The sequence below is a fragment of the Bacillus cereus group sp. BfR-BA-01379 genome (assembly GCF_022663605.1).
GTDB lineage: Bacteria > Bacillota > Bacilli > Bacillales > Bacillaceae_G > Bacillus_A > Bacillus_A mobilis.
Genome location: NZ_JAKUFT010000028.1, coordinates 21,322 through 37,776 on the forward strand (window position 1 = coordinate 21,322; position 16,455 = coordinate 37,776).

Genomic DNA, 16,455 nt, shown 5'->3' on the forward strand with positions numbered 1-16,455 from the left:
TAATTGATCCCTCACTACTTAAACTTCATTTTATCTATTATTTTTTTTCAGCTTTGAAGTAACAAATCCAAATAGTAATACACCAATACCACTCAAGAACAATACATAACTTATTGGTACTAGGAAAAAGAAAGGTTCTTCAAGGAATCCATTCGCTCCCACTTTACTGTTTGAAGCATGTATAGCTAAAGAAATGATCGCTAAAATCATGAAAGAAATAGCTACTACGTATTTATTTATCATTTCACATTCTCCTCTATTCATATCATTACCCTTAGATTATTAACATCATATTACCTAAAATAAAATCATTCGTCAATAATTTTTTATCGTTTTACAATAAATAATTATTGATTAGTATAGGTCAAAAAAGGTTTATAAAGCACCTTAAATTGCCTCACAAACCTTTTCAAACATAAATATTTACACTTCAAACCTCTTGCTTACTACAGCATAAATCGCACACAATAGCACGAATATCCCAGCATAAATTAACAAAATTTCTACACTAAACATATCAGCCAATGGACCAAATATTATCATTCCTAAAGGAAGCGCGCATGAATTAGCGATTTGTACAAGACTAAACATTCTTCCGTGCATAGAAGGTTCTACTTTTTCCTGCAATAACACGGTAACCGGTGTATTGAAGCACGGCATTGTTATACCAATTAAAAAGTTAAATACTAAATACACAATAAATACCGGAGCAATCCCTAGTCCAATCATAAGCAGTCCATACAACGCACAAGCTAGCGCTGTTGTATGCATACGATTACGGAAACCACCCCATGCCGCAATCAATACGCCACCAGCTGCCGCCCCCGCACTAAAAGTCATTTCACTAGCAGTAAGTCTCCACATTTCTGCACCGAAAGAACGAGTTACCATTAAAGGTGTTAAAAAGGCGGCTGGACTTATTAAAATCATGACAATAATTAATAAAAAGAGTAGCCTTTTAATAAATACATTTTCTTTTAAGTAAGCAAAGCCTTCTTTTATACCTTGTAGATTAGATTTTTGCTTACTCTCTGTATTCACATGTCTCTCCACTTGAATGATAAACATAATACTAATTCCAATCATAGCCGTAATAACATCAATAAAAAATGTCGTTTCAATGCTAGCAATAGAAAGAATTGCAGCACTTGCTGCTGGAGAAAGAAACATAATTAAAGATGTAATACTGCTATTTATCCCATTCACTTTCATAAGATGATCTTTCGGAACGATTTGTGGGATTAATGCATTCACAGCTGGCGTTTGTACCCCTGTCCCAGCTGAACGAATGAGTAGTACTATAAAAAGTAACCAAATACTTTTATATCCTGTTACAAATAGAACTGCTAAAACTAACGTAGCAATTGCTATAACCCCGTCCGATAACATAATCATTTTTTTACGCTCGTAACGATCAATCCACACACCTGCAAATAAAGAAATCACGATTTGTGGTAGGAAACCGCAAACAGTTGAAATGGTCAACATTAACCCTGACGATGTCGTTAAGGTGATATACCATATAATCGCGTACTGTACGAGAGATGAACCGAATAACGAAATCGTTTGAGCGGTCAAAAATAATATAATTTTTGTTTTCCAATTGTTTTCAATCATATGTTTCACACCCCCTTAACTAATCCTGTCTCTATATTAAAAATACTATCTGCCCAATCAAGATAAAAACTTGCCTCATGAGATACGAGTATAACGCTCCCCTTAAACTGTATTAACGCCTTTTGCAAAGCTTCCTTTGCTTCTGCATCTAGATGATTCGTCGGTTCATCTAAGATTAAGAAATTACAAGGCGATAATAACAATCCGCATAATTTAACCTTTGATTGTTCACCACCACTCAACGTACGCATTTCTTGGGAAACATGAGTATCCTTCACACCACACGCAGCTAAATGATGACGTATTTCCTTCACGCTTAGTTTAGGAAACTGCTCCGAAATAATTTGAAGCGGCGTTAAAGAATCATTATTCCAATTTAAATCCTGCTCATAATATCCAATCTTTATTTGCTCTGAGAAGTAAAACTCTCCAGAAATACTAGTAATATTTCCAACGATTGTTTTTAATAAAGTAGATTTCCCTACCCCATTGAACCCTGTAATAACAAGTTTTTCCCCACCCATTACTGAAAAATTCAATTTTGGTAAGAGAGCAAAATCGTAACCAACTTCAAGGTTATTTACTTCCAGAACTGTCTGAACTGAAATGGGAAGCTCCTGAAAATGAATAAACGGTTTATGAGTAAAACTTGGCGGTGCAATTCTTTCCATACGTTGCAACTGCTTTCTACGTCCTTGTGCTATTTTTGAATTCACTCCGGCAATATTTCTACGAATATACTCTTCCGTTTTTTCAATTTTCTTTTGTTGTGCATAATATTGGCGCATATAATCTTTTCGCAAATGCTCCTTTTGTCTTACAAAATCTGAGTATTTTCCGTAATACTTCTTCACCGTTCCAAACTCTACATCACATATGCAAGAAGTCACTTTTTCTAGAAAATCAAAATCATGTGATACGACAATAAATGCTCCTTCAAAATTCATTAAATAATTAGCAAGCCATTCAACATGCTCTTTATCAAGAAAATTCGTCGGTTCATCTAGTAATAAAATAGTAGGCTCTTCTAATAAAAGCTTTGCCAAAATTACCTTTGCCCGTTGTCCACCGCTTAATTCCCCAATCACACGATCCATCCCAATAGCATCAATACCTAAACCTGCTGCCACCTTATTTATTACGCTGTCTACTAAATAGAAATCACGAGTCTCAAGCTGCCCTTGTATTTCAGCTGCTTTCAATAGTTGATTTTCATCTCCATTTATCGCACTTTCTTCATATATTTTATTCATTCTCTTTTCCATTTCAAACAAATCATAAAAGGCCCGCTTTACATATTGTGAAATGGTATAGCTCCCATCAATTTCTGCATATTGATCAAGATGTCCAATTTGAATATTAGGTTGCCACTTAATGCTCCCCTTATCAGCAATAATTTCCCCCACCAATATTTTCATTAACGTACTTTTTCCTGCACCATTCTGTCCAACAATCCCCATATGTTCTCCTTTATGCAAATCAAAAGAAGCATTTTCGTATAATACTTTGTCTATAAAACTATGTGATAAACTTTCAACTTTAAGTAAACTCATTTTTATTCCTCTTTTCCTGAAATTAAAAAAAGCAGAGAGATAGCGTCATTCGACACTAGCCCTCTGCTTCGTGGTTTTCCCATACTACTCCAATTTATAGTAAAAGCTCATTGGAATAATATACACAAAGGGCCATAGACAAAGCATTGTCTATGGCCCCTTAATCTATTTTATACATCAGCTGAAAAACCATAATCAAATAAGCATAGATAAACTATACTTTTTTCAAAAAGTTATTCAGCCGATGAATATAGGGGATTTATACCCCTTGATTAAGCTCCGTACAACGCTTCACCGTATACATTTGTGCGGAGCAAAGTTTTCTAATGAGTTTTACAAATTTTATATAAAGCATGTTCTGCACCTTCCTTAATACTTAAAAGGGATTTTAGCACACGGTTTTATGAAGCGTCAACATTACTTCCAAATCATTCAACTATTTGCTTTCAAAATATTCCTTCTGGAACATACACATTCTTATCGCATTATGATAGTTACCATCAACGAAAAACTCGTCTAAAAGCTCGCCTTCCACTATAAATCCAACCTTTTTATACACATGGACTGCTTTCTCATTCTCTTTATCCACAACTAAATAAATCTTATGCATATTTAATACAGAAAAAGCGTAATCCATCGCTAAACGCGTCGCCTCTGCTGCATAACCATGTCCTTGATAATTTGGATCAATAATAATTTGGAATTCTGTTCTACGATGAATATAATCGATTTCCACTAACTCGACCAATCCAACCATCTCATTATCTTTCTCAACGATAAATCGGCGTTCACTTTGATCATGTATATGTTTATCGTATAAATCCTGTAGCTCTACAAATGCCTCATACGGCTCTTCAAACCAATACGACATAATATGAGCATTATTATTAAGTTCGTGTACAAACTTTAGATCTTCCCGTTCTAAAGGACGTAACTTCAATTCCTGATTCATTATTATAACCTCCAAGTAAAAGAAACCTCTTCACTTAATTTCTCAATTTTTTTCAATTTCAAACGCCCTATTTACATTGTAAACTTTCAAGTAACTTGAAGGTCAAGACATAAAAAAGTAGTGCAAACTTATGTCTGCACTACTACTCTTTTCTCAAATCTCTCATATTTGATATGTATAAAGCAATGACTAAAACAAGAATAGATCCCGCATATAACAACGTCTCCATCGGTTCCTCATGAGATACGATAATTAAACGAATTAACGCCGTAATTCCGATATAAATAAAATAACGTAACGGGAAATGATAATTCGACTTAAAATACTTAATAATCAATGCGATGAACTCAAAGTATAAGAAATAAACGATGATGCTCTCAACCAATTTATACGACGTATATTCCTTTGTTGAAAATATGTATTGAATAAATGTGATTGTCTCATTTATTAAAAAGATCGATAAAACAATGGACAATATAATTAACGCTATATTTAATATCCACTGTAAAACGCTAGCTATATAATGATCGATATTAAACTTCATTTCACACTCTCCTTCACGTAAATACTTATTTATTATAGCAAAATTATGATTGAAACGAAGTTAAATCATATATTCGTCCTTTGTTGTCACCTGTGTGGGAGATGTTCATTGTTTGGAAGAGTCTTTTAACAGCAGAGCTAGATTGCATATTAAGAAAATCCCTCAATTTTCTATTAGTAGTTATCATTTCAAATAGAAGTGTGTAATCTTGTAAAGCGCGTAAATGAGCGTGTTTAGTCACACTATTACAACTCGAACACTGTCATCCTTTTTTCATCTTAACAGATGAATATTTTTTTCGTACATAATAAAAATTTTTGTCACAAAACCCGTTATTCCGGGTTCTCTATAATACAGGCATCAAATGAGAGTGAGGTTTTAACTGACATGTTAAAAATAAAAAAGGAAGACAGCCCTTTTTCGGATGTGACATTTGAAGATTTGTTTAAACAAAACTATGTTTACGTTGTGAAACAAATCGTATGGATTGTCAAAAATCAGACTATCGCTGAAGAATTAGCCCAAGAAGTCTTTTTACAGCTATATCGCAACGATTGGAAGAGAATTGAACACTTACCCGGATGGCTAATAAAATCTTCTACTTATGTAGCGTATAAATATCTACGATCTGAAAAACGACATCAGGCAAGAGTAAATAAAACCATACAATATCATGAAGTACAACATATTTCATCATTAGATGATGACTGGATTAGACAAGAAGAAATTACAAAGGTACAAATGATCCTCAGTAACATGGATGAACGGGATCGAACCATTTTATTGATGAAATTTTCTGGTTTTCAGTATAAGGAAATTGCCGAAGTGCTTCAAATCGACATATCTTCTATTGGAACATTATTGGTCCGAGCCAAACAAAAGTTTCGTAAGATTTATAAACAATTAGAGGAGGCTTAATAAATGAATTGTTATGATGTGGGATTTATTCAAGCATATATGGATGGGGAATTACCTTATGAGACAAGAAAAGAATTCACAAAACATTTAGATACGTGTAACGTATGCCAAGACTTATTACTAGAAATTAGTAAATTAAATCAATGGGAAAATGTCATGTTAGAGGAAGAAATAGTACATTCATCAAAGGAAATCAAAATTGATGTAGACCAAGCGTGGAAAGCATTTGAAAATCGCGCAAAATTAGAAGATATTTCTTATATCAATCAAAAACCTGAACAGAAGAAGGGATTATTTACAAATATGAATAAAAAATCAAAACGTTTCATGTATACTGCAGTAGCCGTAGTAGGGCTTTTTGCTACAGCCATGATTCCACAAGTTCGAGTTGCAGCTACAGATGTAGCCTCTTATTTTTCCAATGCAATTTCAAATGATAGGATTATTGAAGAAGGAAGAGACGTTACGAAAGGTCAATTTATTCCTATTGATGAAAAGATTACAGATCAAGGTGTTACAGTACATCTGAAAGAATTATATATAGCGGATGCACGTATATCCGTTCATTACAAAATTGAAAAAGAAGATGGAAATGTAGTACCGTTTGAATTTGATACAACAGGGTTAGAACTTGAAGATGACGGAAAAGTAAACGGTCAACAAGAAAATAACCCCGAGTATAAGAAAAATGGGTACTTCGGACAATTAGCATTTATTCAAGGAGCAAATGATGGGCCATTCGAACTAAAGGCATCAGGTGTAGCATTAAAGGAAATTGGTATTCGTTTTAAGGATAGACCTGAAGGCGTCATCACATTTATCGAAGGTCCTAAAGGAAAAGATTCTTTCAAACAACCGCTTACATTAGATGTAAATATAAGCAGGATTGGAAAATTATCTGGTTCTTGGAAAGGTCAACTTCAAATTGATCCTACCAAATTGAAAAAATAAAGTAAATTTAAATGAAAAAAAGAATAGAACGATGTATATCCAATACCATGCTTATATTCTTCCTTGTGTTACTTACATTTATTTCATACATGATTTCTACTCTATCATTTTTAATTTCATAAACATAAAAAGGTAGTATAGAAAGTAGCCGGTTCCTTAACATACAGGGAATCGGCTACTTTTTGTCCAAACGCACAATTTTCTTTTTTCGTATGGTGCCCCTACATGCAAAACTTACATAAAATCTAGATGAACTCCAAATAAACTCCAGATACTTGTTTTATGCTAAATGTAATCTTAAACAAGGAGGTAGTGGAAAATGCTTAAAACATTATTAGCGGATGATGCAGTAGATACAGAAGATATGAAAACGAACAAACTAGAATCGAATAAAAAAATAGAATAGAGACAAACAAATAAAAGTGAAAAAGAATTCGCAAAAAAGATGGACAAAGGTACAAAAATTGATCAAAATCAACCAATGTCAGTTACAACAAGTGTAGATGGAACAACAACTTCTTTGCCAATCCATAATTCACCTGAAGACGCATTGCCAGCAATTCCTAACGAAGATTTGAAATCTAACCATAATCAAACCTTTGAAATGCCTGAGGACACTAAATCAAAACCTATACATGATTCTTCAAAATAAGCTATAAGATGAAATAGGATTATACCGTCAGGTAAGTAATAATAGAATCCCTGTTGCATACAGCGCAGGAGTTTTGATATTAAAAAAAGTTCCCTTCACTAGTCAAAAGCAAATAATGAAAAAAGAAAAATCAGATGTAAAATAATCAATAATTATTTGTTGAGCCATGTCTTAGCCACAAGTAAAAAGAACCATAAACTTGCAAAAAGTTTATTTTAACTTTCCTATTGATAAGTTAACACGATAATTCCCGTATTTTAATAGTCGTCCTAGAAAGTTATCTAAGTCTTCATTGGACGCAAAATGTGTTTTTAATAAATAACACCCCTCACCACTTATACGATGCACTTCAGAAATCCCTTCTTCTCCTTGAAAGAAATTCATAAACTCTTGGTGATTAGCTGTTGTTACGAACAAAGTAACAAATGCAGTCACTACTTGTCCTAATTTGATTCGGTTTATTGCGATTGTGTATTGCTCAATAATCCCTAAATCCTCTAACCTTCGAATTCGATTTCCTACAGCCTGCCCCGTCATATGTATTTTTTGACCAAGTTCTTTCCATTGTATTCTTGAGTTTTCTCCTAATAATTTCAGTATCTCAAAATCTGTTTGATCAATGATATAAACCAATCCTTTCACCGTGAAAGTAGAAAGCCCGAAAGTGTTTCGCCAACTTATTCTGCTTATCGATACAATTCACTATACTTAGTTTATCCTCTTACATCACATTATTTATCAGTTATATTTACTTATAACACAGAGGACGCAACAAAAAAATACATCTAGATTTAAAGGAGGTTACAAATATGTTATTACAAGAAATTCTATCGTTCAATGAACAATTTGTAGAAAATAAGGAATACGCTCCTCGTGAAGCGACAAAAATGCCTAAAAAACGTATGGTTGTTGTTTCTTGCATGGATGCTCGTTTAATTGAGCTACTCCCAAAAGCTTTAGATATACACGATGGTGATGCAAAAGTCATCAGAAATGCAGGTGGTAAAATCGCTTCTGCTTTCGATAGTGTTATGCAAAGTGTTGTCGCGTCAGTATACGATTTAAATGCAGATGAAATCTTCCTTATTGGACACCATAGATGCGGTGCGAGCCAAACGAATCCAAAAGGAACACTTCAAAAAATATTAGATCGCGGAGTAGCTTCACCCGAAATTTTATCAGCGATTGAATATGCTGGTGTTGACCTTAAAAAATGGTTATTTGGATTCGATGATGTCTGCGATTCAACTCAAGCTAATGTTGATTTAGTAAGAAACCATCCACTTATTCCAAAAGATGTTCCTGTGCATGGTTTAGTTATCGATCCTCACACAGGTAAATTAGATGTAGTGGTTGATGGATATAAAGCGTTAAATAGTGAAATAAAATAATAATTATTACGTATATGAAGGGAAGTTATTAGATATGAAAAAACAAGTATTAGATATGAATAGACAAGAAGCTACGCAAAAAATTCTAGCGGCAAAAATTAAAAAAGGGTTAACTTGGGAAGAAATTGCAAAAGTAAGTGAAAACTCTGAGACTTGGGTTGTAACAGCGTTATTAGGACAAGCTACAATAACACGTCCAGAAGCAGAAAAAATCGTTAAACTATTAGAATTAGATGAAGAAGTAGTTCAAGCATTAACAGTAGTTCCACTTCGTGGTCAAGTAATGGAAATGCCTCCTACTGACCCGATTGCATATCGTTTATATGAAATGATGTTACAATATGCACCAACTATTAGAGAATTAATCTTAGAAAAAGCCGGCGAAGGTGTAATGAGTGCAATTAACTTCAATCTAGGTGTGGACACACAAGAAGATCCAAAAGGTGGCGACCCTCGTATCGTGATTACACTTAACGGGAAATTCTTACCATTCCGTACATGGTAATTAATTAAAAATCTATCTATATAATTAAAATAATTTTATAGATTTACAAAATCCATCCTTTTTAATCTAACTGTGTAGAAAGGATGGATTTTTACTATGAAATTCTTTTTCGGCAAAAGGAGAATAATATGAATAAAAAACACTTTGATACGATTTTTAGTATTCTACAATGGTTTGTGTTTTTATTAGCAAATGCAATTGCATTACCTATCATTATTGGTGGCATCTTCCATTTACCAATAGAAGATATCTCAACATTAATGCAGCGGACTTTTTTAGTTGTAGGAGTAAGTTCATTTATACAAGCATGGTTTGGGCATCGTTATCCCATTGCGGATGGGCCAGCCGGTTCATGGGTAAGTATATTTGTCATATTGGGACAAGTCGCTATGCATCAGGGACAAAGTGCAAAAGATGTATTACAACTTTTAGAAGGTGGTTTAATTATTGCAGGTATACTACTCTTCGTCCTTGGTATAACAGGGCTTGTTCATCGAATCTTACGTTTATTTACCCCTTTGGTTACAGGAACTTTTCTTTTAATCTTAGCGCTTCAGCTTAGTGGTGTGTTACTAAAAGGCATGATGGGATTACAAGGATCTGCAACTCATCCTGACTATACAACAGCTACTATTGCTCTCTTTGTTTTTGCCCTTATTACGTTCTTATCAATTAAAGGTAAAGGATGGATGAAAAGTTACGCTGTATTACTTGGCATTTCATCTGGTTGGCTTTTGTATGCAGTATTAGGAAAATCATCTCATATACCTTCGAACACAACGCTAGTTAAGTTACCAGAGATATTTGCTTGGGGCACACCTAGATTTGATATCGGAATGACTCTAACTGCAACTTTATTTACCTTTCTTTTAGTTGCAAATACAATCGCTGCTATTTCGGCTGTAAAACAAGTAGCTCCGTTATCGAAAGAAAGTGAAAAGCGAACACTGAACCGTGGTGTATGGGTCGGAGGTATATCACATATTATCTCATCATTGTTCTCTACCATTGGAATTGTACCATTACCTGCATCGGCAGGATTTATTCAACTAACAGGACAAAGAAAAGTGAAGTCGTTCCTTATAGCAAGTCTTATATTAGCAGGTATTTCTTTTATCCCCTCAATTGTAAACTTTATATCCTTGCTACCAGGTCCTATTGCTAATTCTGCACTTTTAGCTACATTTGTCCAAGTAATAGGCATTTCATTTCAATCCATTTTACGTGAAAAATTAAAGCAACGCCGTTTAACTATATTAGGAATTTCATTATTAATCAGTTTGGGAATAATGTTTCTTCCAGAAAGTGCATTTGGCGGAGTTCCTTCTTCCTTACAATATGTTTTAAGTAACGGATTACTTGTAGGTACTATGATCGTTATTTTGCTAGAACAGTGTTGGAAAGAGTAAAAATTGTGAATAAGTAAAAAAGCGCCCTGATTACAGGGCGCTTTTTTATATCTAATGACTAATACTAGCTGTTGGGTATAATGTTGTTCCTCCAATTGAAACTTTTATTTCATTTGTTAATGGAACATTTTGTTCATTAATAATTGTTCTCCACCATTCCCATGCAAGACCAGTACATTCTCTAGCTACGATTTTTATATTTTTTGAATTTGGCGGAAGAGGGATAACTGTAGAGTAATGAGCTGTTTTGTCTCTGCCGCTACCATCCCATGTTTTATGTGTTAGTACTTCTTTCCCATTTTGATCAAATGTGAATTCATCCCAAGATACATCAAATTGAGCAACGTAAGCACCGTAATGATCAAGTGTCATTTTAGCACTTGAATATTCTGTAGTTGTCGTCTCAATATAATCTGTATTGTTATGAACAGCAGCAGTTGCATTATCTTTTAAGAAAGTGCTTGTATATGAAATTGGGTATGCTGGATTTTTAAAACTTAATTCAGCATTATCTTTAATGATATTTCGGATTTCATTAAAATCTTTAGTAACAACCTTGTTATGCTCTTGCGCATCTCCACCTAATACTACAGCAGTAAAGGTACTTTCTTCAAAAATATCTTTATACTGTCCACTCGTTTCGACGCTGTTATTCTTAAGCAAAGCTTTAAAAGCAGCTTGTACATCTTTACTCTTAGATGTTGTTTCTAATTTTACATAAACAGTTCTACCATAAGCTACATTTGAAACCATAACAGGTGGAGCCGAATTACTTACACCTTTGCGAGTTAACTCACCAAAAGTAACACTATTATCAAAAAGATCGGATGGATTGTTAGGTAGTTCAGCACTTACGGTATAAAATATTTGCTTATATGCCGCTACCATCACTTTCTTCTCTCCATTTGCAACCGCATTAAAATCGATGTTTAGGCTGTTATCGAGATATTTAGCGTTAACGTTAAGGGCACTTGCGATTTGTGATTTACTATAAACCATAGATTCTGTATACTGCATTCTTGCAGGTAACGTATGTGTTTTAGAATACTTTTCATTCCAAGTAGATACTAAATCATCTACTGCTCCAGCCACATTACCATATGTCGGATTTTGGACAGTAATTGTATTTTCTTTTCTCATGCCAGGTAAGTCTATACTAATATTCAAAGGCTTTCTCTTAGCCACTAATAAACTCGGTTGATTGTCTGCAAAAGCTTTATTTGCAAGTTGTACCGCTCCTGGATACGTACGATTCACCACAGAATCAATAATCGAAATATCGACTGGTGAAGTTGTAAGTGATTTTTTCTCGCGTTCCACTACTACAAGTTTACCATTTGAATTGATACTTTCTTTCGGAACAAAACTCTCTACCTTATCACCATTTACAGCTAAAACCTCTTGATTATTATATTTAAGGCTTGCTATACCAGTATCAATGCCACTAGTATTTTTGATTACATCAGTTGCATTACCTACTTGTGTTTCTGCGAAGGAAATAGATGAATAATTAATAGTGCATAGACTAACTAATAAACATGCAAGGAACTTTCTTCTTTTAGTGTTTTTCTTAATATTCAGAAAAATCACCCCGTTCTTTTTTTAGTAAGATATGATAATGATTGATAAATGATAGCTAACTAATAAACCTACATAAATGCTTTTAAAAGTTCTTGAATTAACGGGATTACGCCACCTACAAATTTTAAAACTGCCATTGCGATTTCCATATTATTTCCTCCTTTTTTATTGCTACGAAAATGTGATTTATCTTTATGCCCTCATTATAGTGACCCCTTACACTTTTATCAATACACTCTCATATGCAATATTACATACTAAGAACCAAGCTGACTCCTTATAAAAGGTTATACAGAAATAAATTTTCCGTTTGGTAGATACTTGAAAAATCGAAGCATTCCTTTGCATTTTATGGGTAATTTACAAGTTTATTTTCGGAATCATCGCAGGACCGGGAGTAATGAAATACTTGTGGGACAGAGCTATCATCGGCAATCGCATAAAAAAAGCTGCTGCCTATAAAATATAGACAGTAGCTTTTTTCATACTCATTTTGTAATTAATAAACAGCGATTGGACCATAAGGACCATCGAGAATTTCTATTTTTGTTTCAAAAATATCTGTCAAAATTTTTGGGTCCATAACCTCTTCTACTGTTCCAAAAGCAGCAATTTGTCCATCTTTCATAGCACAAATTTTATCAGAGTATTTTGCTGCAAAATTTATGTCATGCATAACAGTCAAAATTGTTCTTCCGAATTCATTAGCTGCACGTCTCAAATGTTCCATCATTTGAACAGAACGAGCAACATCCAGATTGTTCAGAGGTTCGTCTAAAAGTACATACTCAGTCTCTTGGCACAATACCATCGCTACATATGCCCTTTGTCTTTGACCACCAGAAAGCTCATCTAAATATCTATTCTCTAAACTAGTTAAATCTAAGAAATCGATATATTTAGAAATGATAACCTCATCTTCTTTAGTTAATCTTCCCTTTGAATAAGGAAAGCGCCCAAATCCAACTAATTGTCTAACAGTAAGCCTCGTCACAAAATGATTTTCTTGTCGCAATATAGTCAAAATTTTTGCTAAGTCTTTTGATTTGGATTCAGAAACATCCATATTCGCTACTTGAATTTGACCTTCATCCATATCTAAAAGTCTTCCAATCATCAAAAGTGTCGTAGACTTTCCAGCGCCATTTGGTCCAATTAAAGAAGTAAAGCCTGCTTTTGGTATTTCAATATCCAAAGGTCCTATTTTCACCTTATCAGTATAGAACTTTTTAACATTATCGATTTTTATCATAAAGCCCTCTTCCTTAAAACTATAGTTAAGAATATGATTCCACCAAATAATTCAATAATAACTGAAACTACACCTTGAGCATGGAATACATGATACATTAAAAAGTATGCACTCGTCATTATTAAAAATCCTATAGCAAACGCCATTGGGAAAATATATCTATGATCATAAGTTGACGCCGCCTGATAACTCAAAGTTGCTACTAAAAAGCCGTAGAACGTAAGTGGCCCAATTAGAGCTGTTGAGATAGACATCAAAATAGCAACTAACACAAGCGTATAAATTACACTAGGTTGATATTTAACCCCAAAAGAAGTAGCAACATCCTTTCCTAATGACAAAACATTCAACTTCTTAGAATGAGTAAAAATTAATACCGCTACAATTATGATCATAGGAATTACAACAGGAAAATATGCAGGGTCTGCATGATTAACAGAACCAAATAATCTCGCTTGTAAAATATCAAATTCTGAAGGCGCAAGTAGTTTTCTCATAAAAGTTGACACAGAGTTTAGCCCAGTACCAATAATAATTCCAACTAAAAGCATAAGTTGTAAATTCCCGTATTTACCGGAAAGTAACCATCCATAAAGTATCAAACTCATCAAGACCATCACAACAACTTGAAATAAAAATGATCCAATTCCATTAAAGTTTATTAATGCACTAGCACCAAAGAAGAATATTGTACTCGTTTGAATTGCTGAATACAGTGATTCGAAACCTAAAAGTGAAGGAGTAATAATCTTATTATTCGTAATGGATTGGAAAGCAACTGTCGATAAGCTATGGCAAACTGCAGCAATAATCATCGCAACAATAGCTACTATTCTTCTCTTAACAACTGGGATAAAAGAAGGTGAATCTATCGGAACTGGATTGTTATAAACTAAAAGTCCATATGAAGAAAGGAGACCTAAAGCAATCAATGTTGTCAGTACAATCCAATAACGTCTTGCTTCCTTCTTAGAACGAAAAGCACTAGCTGATCTACTTTCATTATGAAGGCTAGAATCGACTTCGACATTTTCTTTATTTCTATAATCTAATGTGATCATCGCAGCCTCCTTGGTTTTCTTCGTCTCAATAGAATAGTAATAAACACGACCGCTCCCACTGTTGCAAGTATTAAAGAAACAGGTAATTCAAACGGCTTTATAATTGTTCGAGAAATGATGTCACAGGCAGTTATTGTCCCCATTCCGATCACACATACCCAAGGTAAATTACTCCTAAGATCATCGCCTCTAAACATGGAAACAATGTTTGGAACAATTAATCCTAAGAAAGGTAAATTTCCAATAACAGCTGCAACAATTCCAACAGCAACAGAGATAAGACCAGTCCCAAAAAGAACAATTCTATTGTAATTAACGCCAAGGCTTGTTGCGACATCTTCCCCTAGTCCAGCTAAAGTCAATCTATTAGCATACATAAAAATAAACAAAGTAACGATAACAATCAGCCATAAATATTCATATCTTCCTACCTGAACAGTAGCAAATGAACCTACGAACCAAGTTTCAATACTTTGCGTCATTTGAAAAAGAAGTCCCATAAACGTAGACACTGCAGAAATAACTGCTCCAAGCATCAATCCAATAATCGGGACAATTAAAGAAGAACGAAGTTTAACTCTTCTTAAAAATAAAAAGAAAATCATAGTTCCTATAAAAGAAAAAATGATTGCGCCAGTCATTCTTTGAACTAAAGTCGGGGCAGGAAATAATAAATATACAAAAAGCAGGCCTAAGCCTGACCATTCAATCGTTCCCGTTGTAGTAGGTTCAACAAAGCGATTCTGTGTAATGAGTTGCATTACGAGTCCTGCCATCGCCATTGCAGCTCCAGTAAGCATTAATGCAACCGTTCTCGGAACACGAGTGATGAAAAACATCTCCATTCCGTCCTCTTGTCCACGTATATCATAAACTCCAGTAAACAGTGATATAACCCCTAAAATTATAACAACTATAACCGCTATTATAAAAGGTTTTGTCCATATTTTATTGTGATTATAAAACTGGGGTTGAGAAATATTCTCAACCCTAGAAATCATATTTTTTGACACTGTTTCGTACCCCTTTACACTACTTAGCTAAAGTTTTTGCAATATTTCCAAATAACTCTACATAAGTCTGAATTGATTCATTTGTGTAAGTATCTGCTGGTGCATAAATAACTTGTTTTTTAGAAACAGCAGTTGTATTTTGAAGAGCTGGTGATTTAGAAATAACATCCTGAGCAGGAGCTGACTTAGCTGCATCAGATGTTGCAGCATCACGATCTAATACGAAAAGCCAATCAGGATTTGTTTGTGCGATAGCTTCAACAGAAACGTCATCACCTTTATGACCTGCAGTAGAATTCGAAACTTCTAATGCTGGAGTCCAACCGAAAATTTCATACATTGGTCCCCAAACACGACCAGAATGTGGAGCAGCAAAACCAATATTCCCACCAGTAACGATAACACTCATAACTTTATCTTTTCCGTTATAAGCAGATTTTGCTTTTTCAATAGATTTATCAAAATCAGCTACTAATTGTTTAGCTTCTTTATCTTTAGCAAAGATTTTCCCTAAAGTAGTTGTAGAATCTTTAAGTCCTTTTACTAAGTTTTCTCCAGGCTTAGTAGCCTTCTCAGAAACATCAAAATTAAGATCAATAACAGCTGCTTTTGGCACTAATTTTTTGATTTCTTCGTAATGATCAGCAAATCTTTGACCAACGATTACAAGTTCAGGGTTTGCCGCTGCAATAATTTCAAGATTTGGTTCGCGGTGATTCCCGATATTTTTAACTGAATCATCTTTTTTATATGCTGAATCCGCAGGCATGATATCCTTTGGAGCAGCCGCTAATTTAATTCCCCAATCAGCTAAAGTTTCAAAAGTTCTATTATCTAAAGCAACTACATTCTTTGGATTTACAGGGACTTTAACAGTTCCATGAGCATCAGTGATTTCAACCGTTTTTGGCTTATCACTACTATCACCTTTATTAGCTTTCGAAGTTTCCTTACCTGAATCTGAGCAAGCTACTAACATTAAAGTGAAAATTGCTAGAATACTTACTAATTTTAAAAGCATAGTTTTTTTCATACGTATACTCCTTATTATGTAAT

Annotated in this window: 17 protein-coding genes and 1 pseudogene; 6 read left to right on the forward strand and 12 right to left on the reverse strand. The window is 34.1% G+C overall.

Features of this window, described 5'->3' with window-relative positions:
• Window positions 1-30: 30 nt before the first annotated feature.
• The 6 genes and pseudogenes from MR113_RS12860 to MR113_RS12885 all read right to left on the reverse strand — a co-directional run.
• Window positions 31-264, reverse strand: a complete 234-nt coding sequence (locus MR113_RS12860) for a DUF3955 domain-containing protein (protein WP_081110345.1) — start codon at window positions 262-264, stop codon at window positions 31-33.
• 159 nt (window positions 265-423) lie between these two features.
• Window positions 424-1,617, reverse strand: coding sequence for an MFS transporter (locus MR113_RS12865; protein ID WP_242254634.1), 1,194 nt, complete (start codon window positions 1,615-1,617; stop codon window positions 424-426).
• Window positions 1,618-1,622: 5 nt separating this feature from the next.
• Window positions 1,623-3,170 (reverse strand): ABC-F family ATP-binding cassette domain-containing protein, encoded by a 1,548-nt coding sequence (locus MR113_RS12870; protein WP_242254636.1) that lies wholly within the window; start codon window positions 3,168-3,170, stop codon window positions 1,623-1,625.
• Window positions 3,171-3,606: 436 nt separating this feature from the next.
• Window positions 3,607-4,122 (reverse strand): spermidine N1-acetyltransferase, encoded by a 516-nt coding sequence (gene speG / locus MR113_RS12875; RefSeq protein WP_242254638.1) that lies wholly within the window; start codon window positions 4,120-4,122, stop codon window positions 3,607-3,609.
• Between the two features lie 142 nt (window positions 4,123-4,264).
• A complete protein-coding gene (gene psiE, locus MR113_RS12880; protein WP_000671178.1) occupies window positions 4,265-4,666 on the reverse strand; it encodes a phosphate-starvation-inducible protein PsiE in 402 nt (133 codons plus the stop codon).
• Between the two features lie 43 nt (window positions 4,667-4,709).
• Window positions 4,710-4,928: pseudogene (locus MR113_RS12885) on the reverse strand (nuclease-related domain-containing protein); the annotation flags it as partial.
• A 125-nt stretch (window positions 4,929-5,053) separates the two neighbouring features.
• On the opposite strand from MR113_RS12885, the gene MR113_RS12890 reads away from it, so the two are divergent.
• The 3 genes from MR113_RS12890 (at window position 5,054) to MR113_RS12900 (ending at window position 7,187) form a co-directional block, all read left to right on the forward strand.
• Window positions 5,054-5,584, forward strand: coding sequence for an RNA polymerase sigma factor SigX (locus MR113_RS12890; protein WP_242254640.1), 531 nt, complete (start codon window positions 5,054-5,056; stop codon window positions 5,582-5,584).
• 3 nt (window positions 5,585-5,587) lie between these two features.
• Window positions 5,588-6,535 (forward strand): DUF4179 domain-containing protein, encoded by a 948-nt coding sequence (locus MR113_RS12895; protein WP_242254642.1) that lies wholly within the window; start codon window positions 5,588-5,590, stop codon window positions 6,533-6,535.
• 445 nt (window positions 6,536-6,980) lie between these two features.
• Entirely contained in the window at window positions 6,981-7,187 is a 207-nt protein-coding gene (locus MR113_RS12900) for a hypothetical protein (RefSeq protein ID WP_242254644.1), read from the forward strand.
• 210 nt (window positions 7,188-7,397) lie between these two features.
• On the opposite strand, the gene MR113_RS12905 is transcribed toward MR113_RS12900, so the two are convergent.
• Window positions 7,398-7,829, reverse strand: coding sequence for an Lrp/AsnC family transcriptional regulator (locus tag MR113_RS12905; RefSeq protein WP_002008929.1), 432 nt, complete (start codon window positions 7,827-7,829; stop codon window positions 7,398-7,400).
• Window positions 7,830-7,996: 167 nt separating this feature from the next.
• Between MR113_RS12905 and MR113_RS12910 the strand changes: the two genes are divergently transcribed.
• The 3 genes from MR113_RS12910 to MR113_RS12920 all read left to right on the forward strand — a co-directional run bounded on the left by MR113_RS12910 (window position 7,997) and on the right by MR113_RS12920 (window position 10,492).
• Entirely contained in the window at window positions 7,997-8,578 is a 582-nt protein-coding gene (locus tag MR113_RS12910) for a beta-class carbonic anhydrase (RefSeq protein WP_242254646.1), read from the forward strand.
• Between the two features lie 55 nt (window positions 8,579-8,633).
• Window positions 8,634-9,083, forward strand: a complete 450-nt coding sequence (gene cynS / locus MR113_RS12915; protein WP_242254688.1) for a cyanase — start codon at window positions 8,634-8,636, stop codon at window positions 9,081-9,083.
• A 128-nt stretch (window positions 9,084-9,211) separates the two neighbouring features.
• Window positions 9,212-10,492 (forward strand): purine/pyrimidine permease, encoded by a 1,281-nt coding sequence (locus MR113_RS12920; protein ID WP_242254648.1) that lies wholly within the window; start codon window positions 9,212-9,214, stop codon window positions 10,490-10,492.
• A gap of 51 nt (window positions 10,493-10,543) precedes the next feature.
• On the opposite strand, the gene alo is transcribed toward MR113_RS12920, so the two are convergent.
• The 5 genes from alo to MR113_RS12945 all read right to left on the reverse strand — a co-directional run bounded on the left by alo (window position 10,544) and on the right by MR113_RS12945 (window position 16,432).
• Window positions 10,544-12,082 (reverse strand): anthrolysin O/cereolysin O family cholesterol-dependent cytolysin Alo, encoded by a 1,539-nt coding sequence (gene alo, locus MR113_RS12925; protein ID WP_242254649.1) that lies wholly within the window; start codon window positions 12,080-12,082, stop codon window positions 10,544-10,546.
• 490 nt (window positions 12,083-12,572) lie between these two features.
• Window positions 12,573-13,325, reverse strand: a complete 753-nt coding sequence (locus tag MR113_RS12930; protein ID WP_016130831.1) for an iron ABC transporter ATP-binding protein — start codon at window positions 13,323-13,325, stop codon at window positions 12,573-12,575.
• Window positions 13,322-14,386, reverse strand: coding sequence for an iron chelate uptake ABC transporter family permease subunit (locus tag MR113_RS12935; RefSeq protein ID WP_242254650.1), 1,065 nt, complete (start codon window positions 14,384-14,386; stop codon window positions 13,322-13,324). Before MR113_RS12935 ends, MR113_RS12930 begins: the two co-directional genes overlap by 4 nt.
• Window positions 14,383-15,399: an ABC transporter permease gene (locus MR113_RS12940; protein ID WP_097809432.1), complete on the reverse strand. Its 1,017-nt coding sequence runs from the start codon at window positions 15,397-15,399 to the stop codon at window positions 14,383-14,385. The genes MR113_RS12935 and MR113_RS12940 overlap by 4 nt, the downstream gene beginning before the upstream one ends.
• Window positions 15,400-15,418: 19 nt before the next feature.
• On the reverse strand, window positions 15,419-16,432 hold the full coding sequence (locus tag MR113_RS12945) for a siderophore ABC transporter substrate-binding protein (protein WP_242254653.1): 1,014 nt from the start codon (window positions 16,430-16,432) through the stop codon (window positions 15,419-15,421).
• Between the last annotated feature and the right edge of the window lie 23 nt (window positions 16,433-16,455).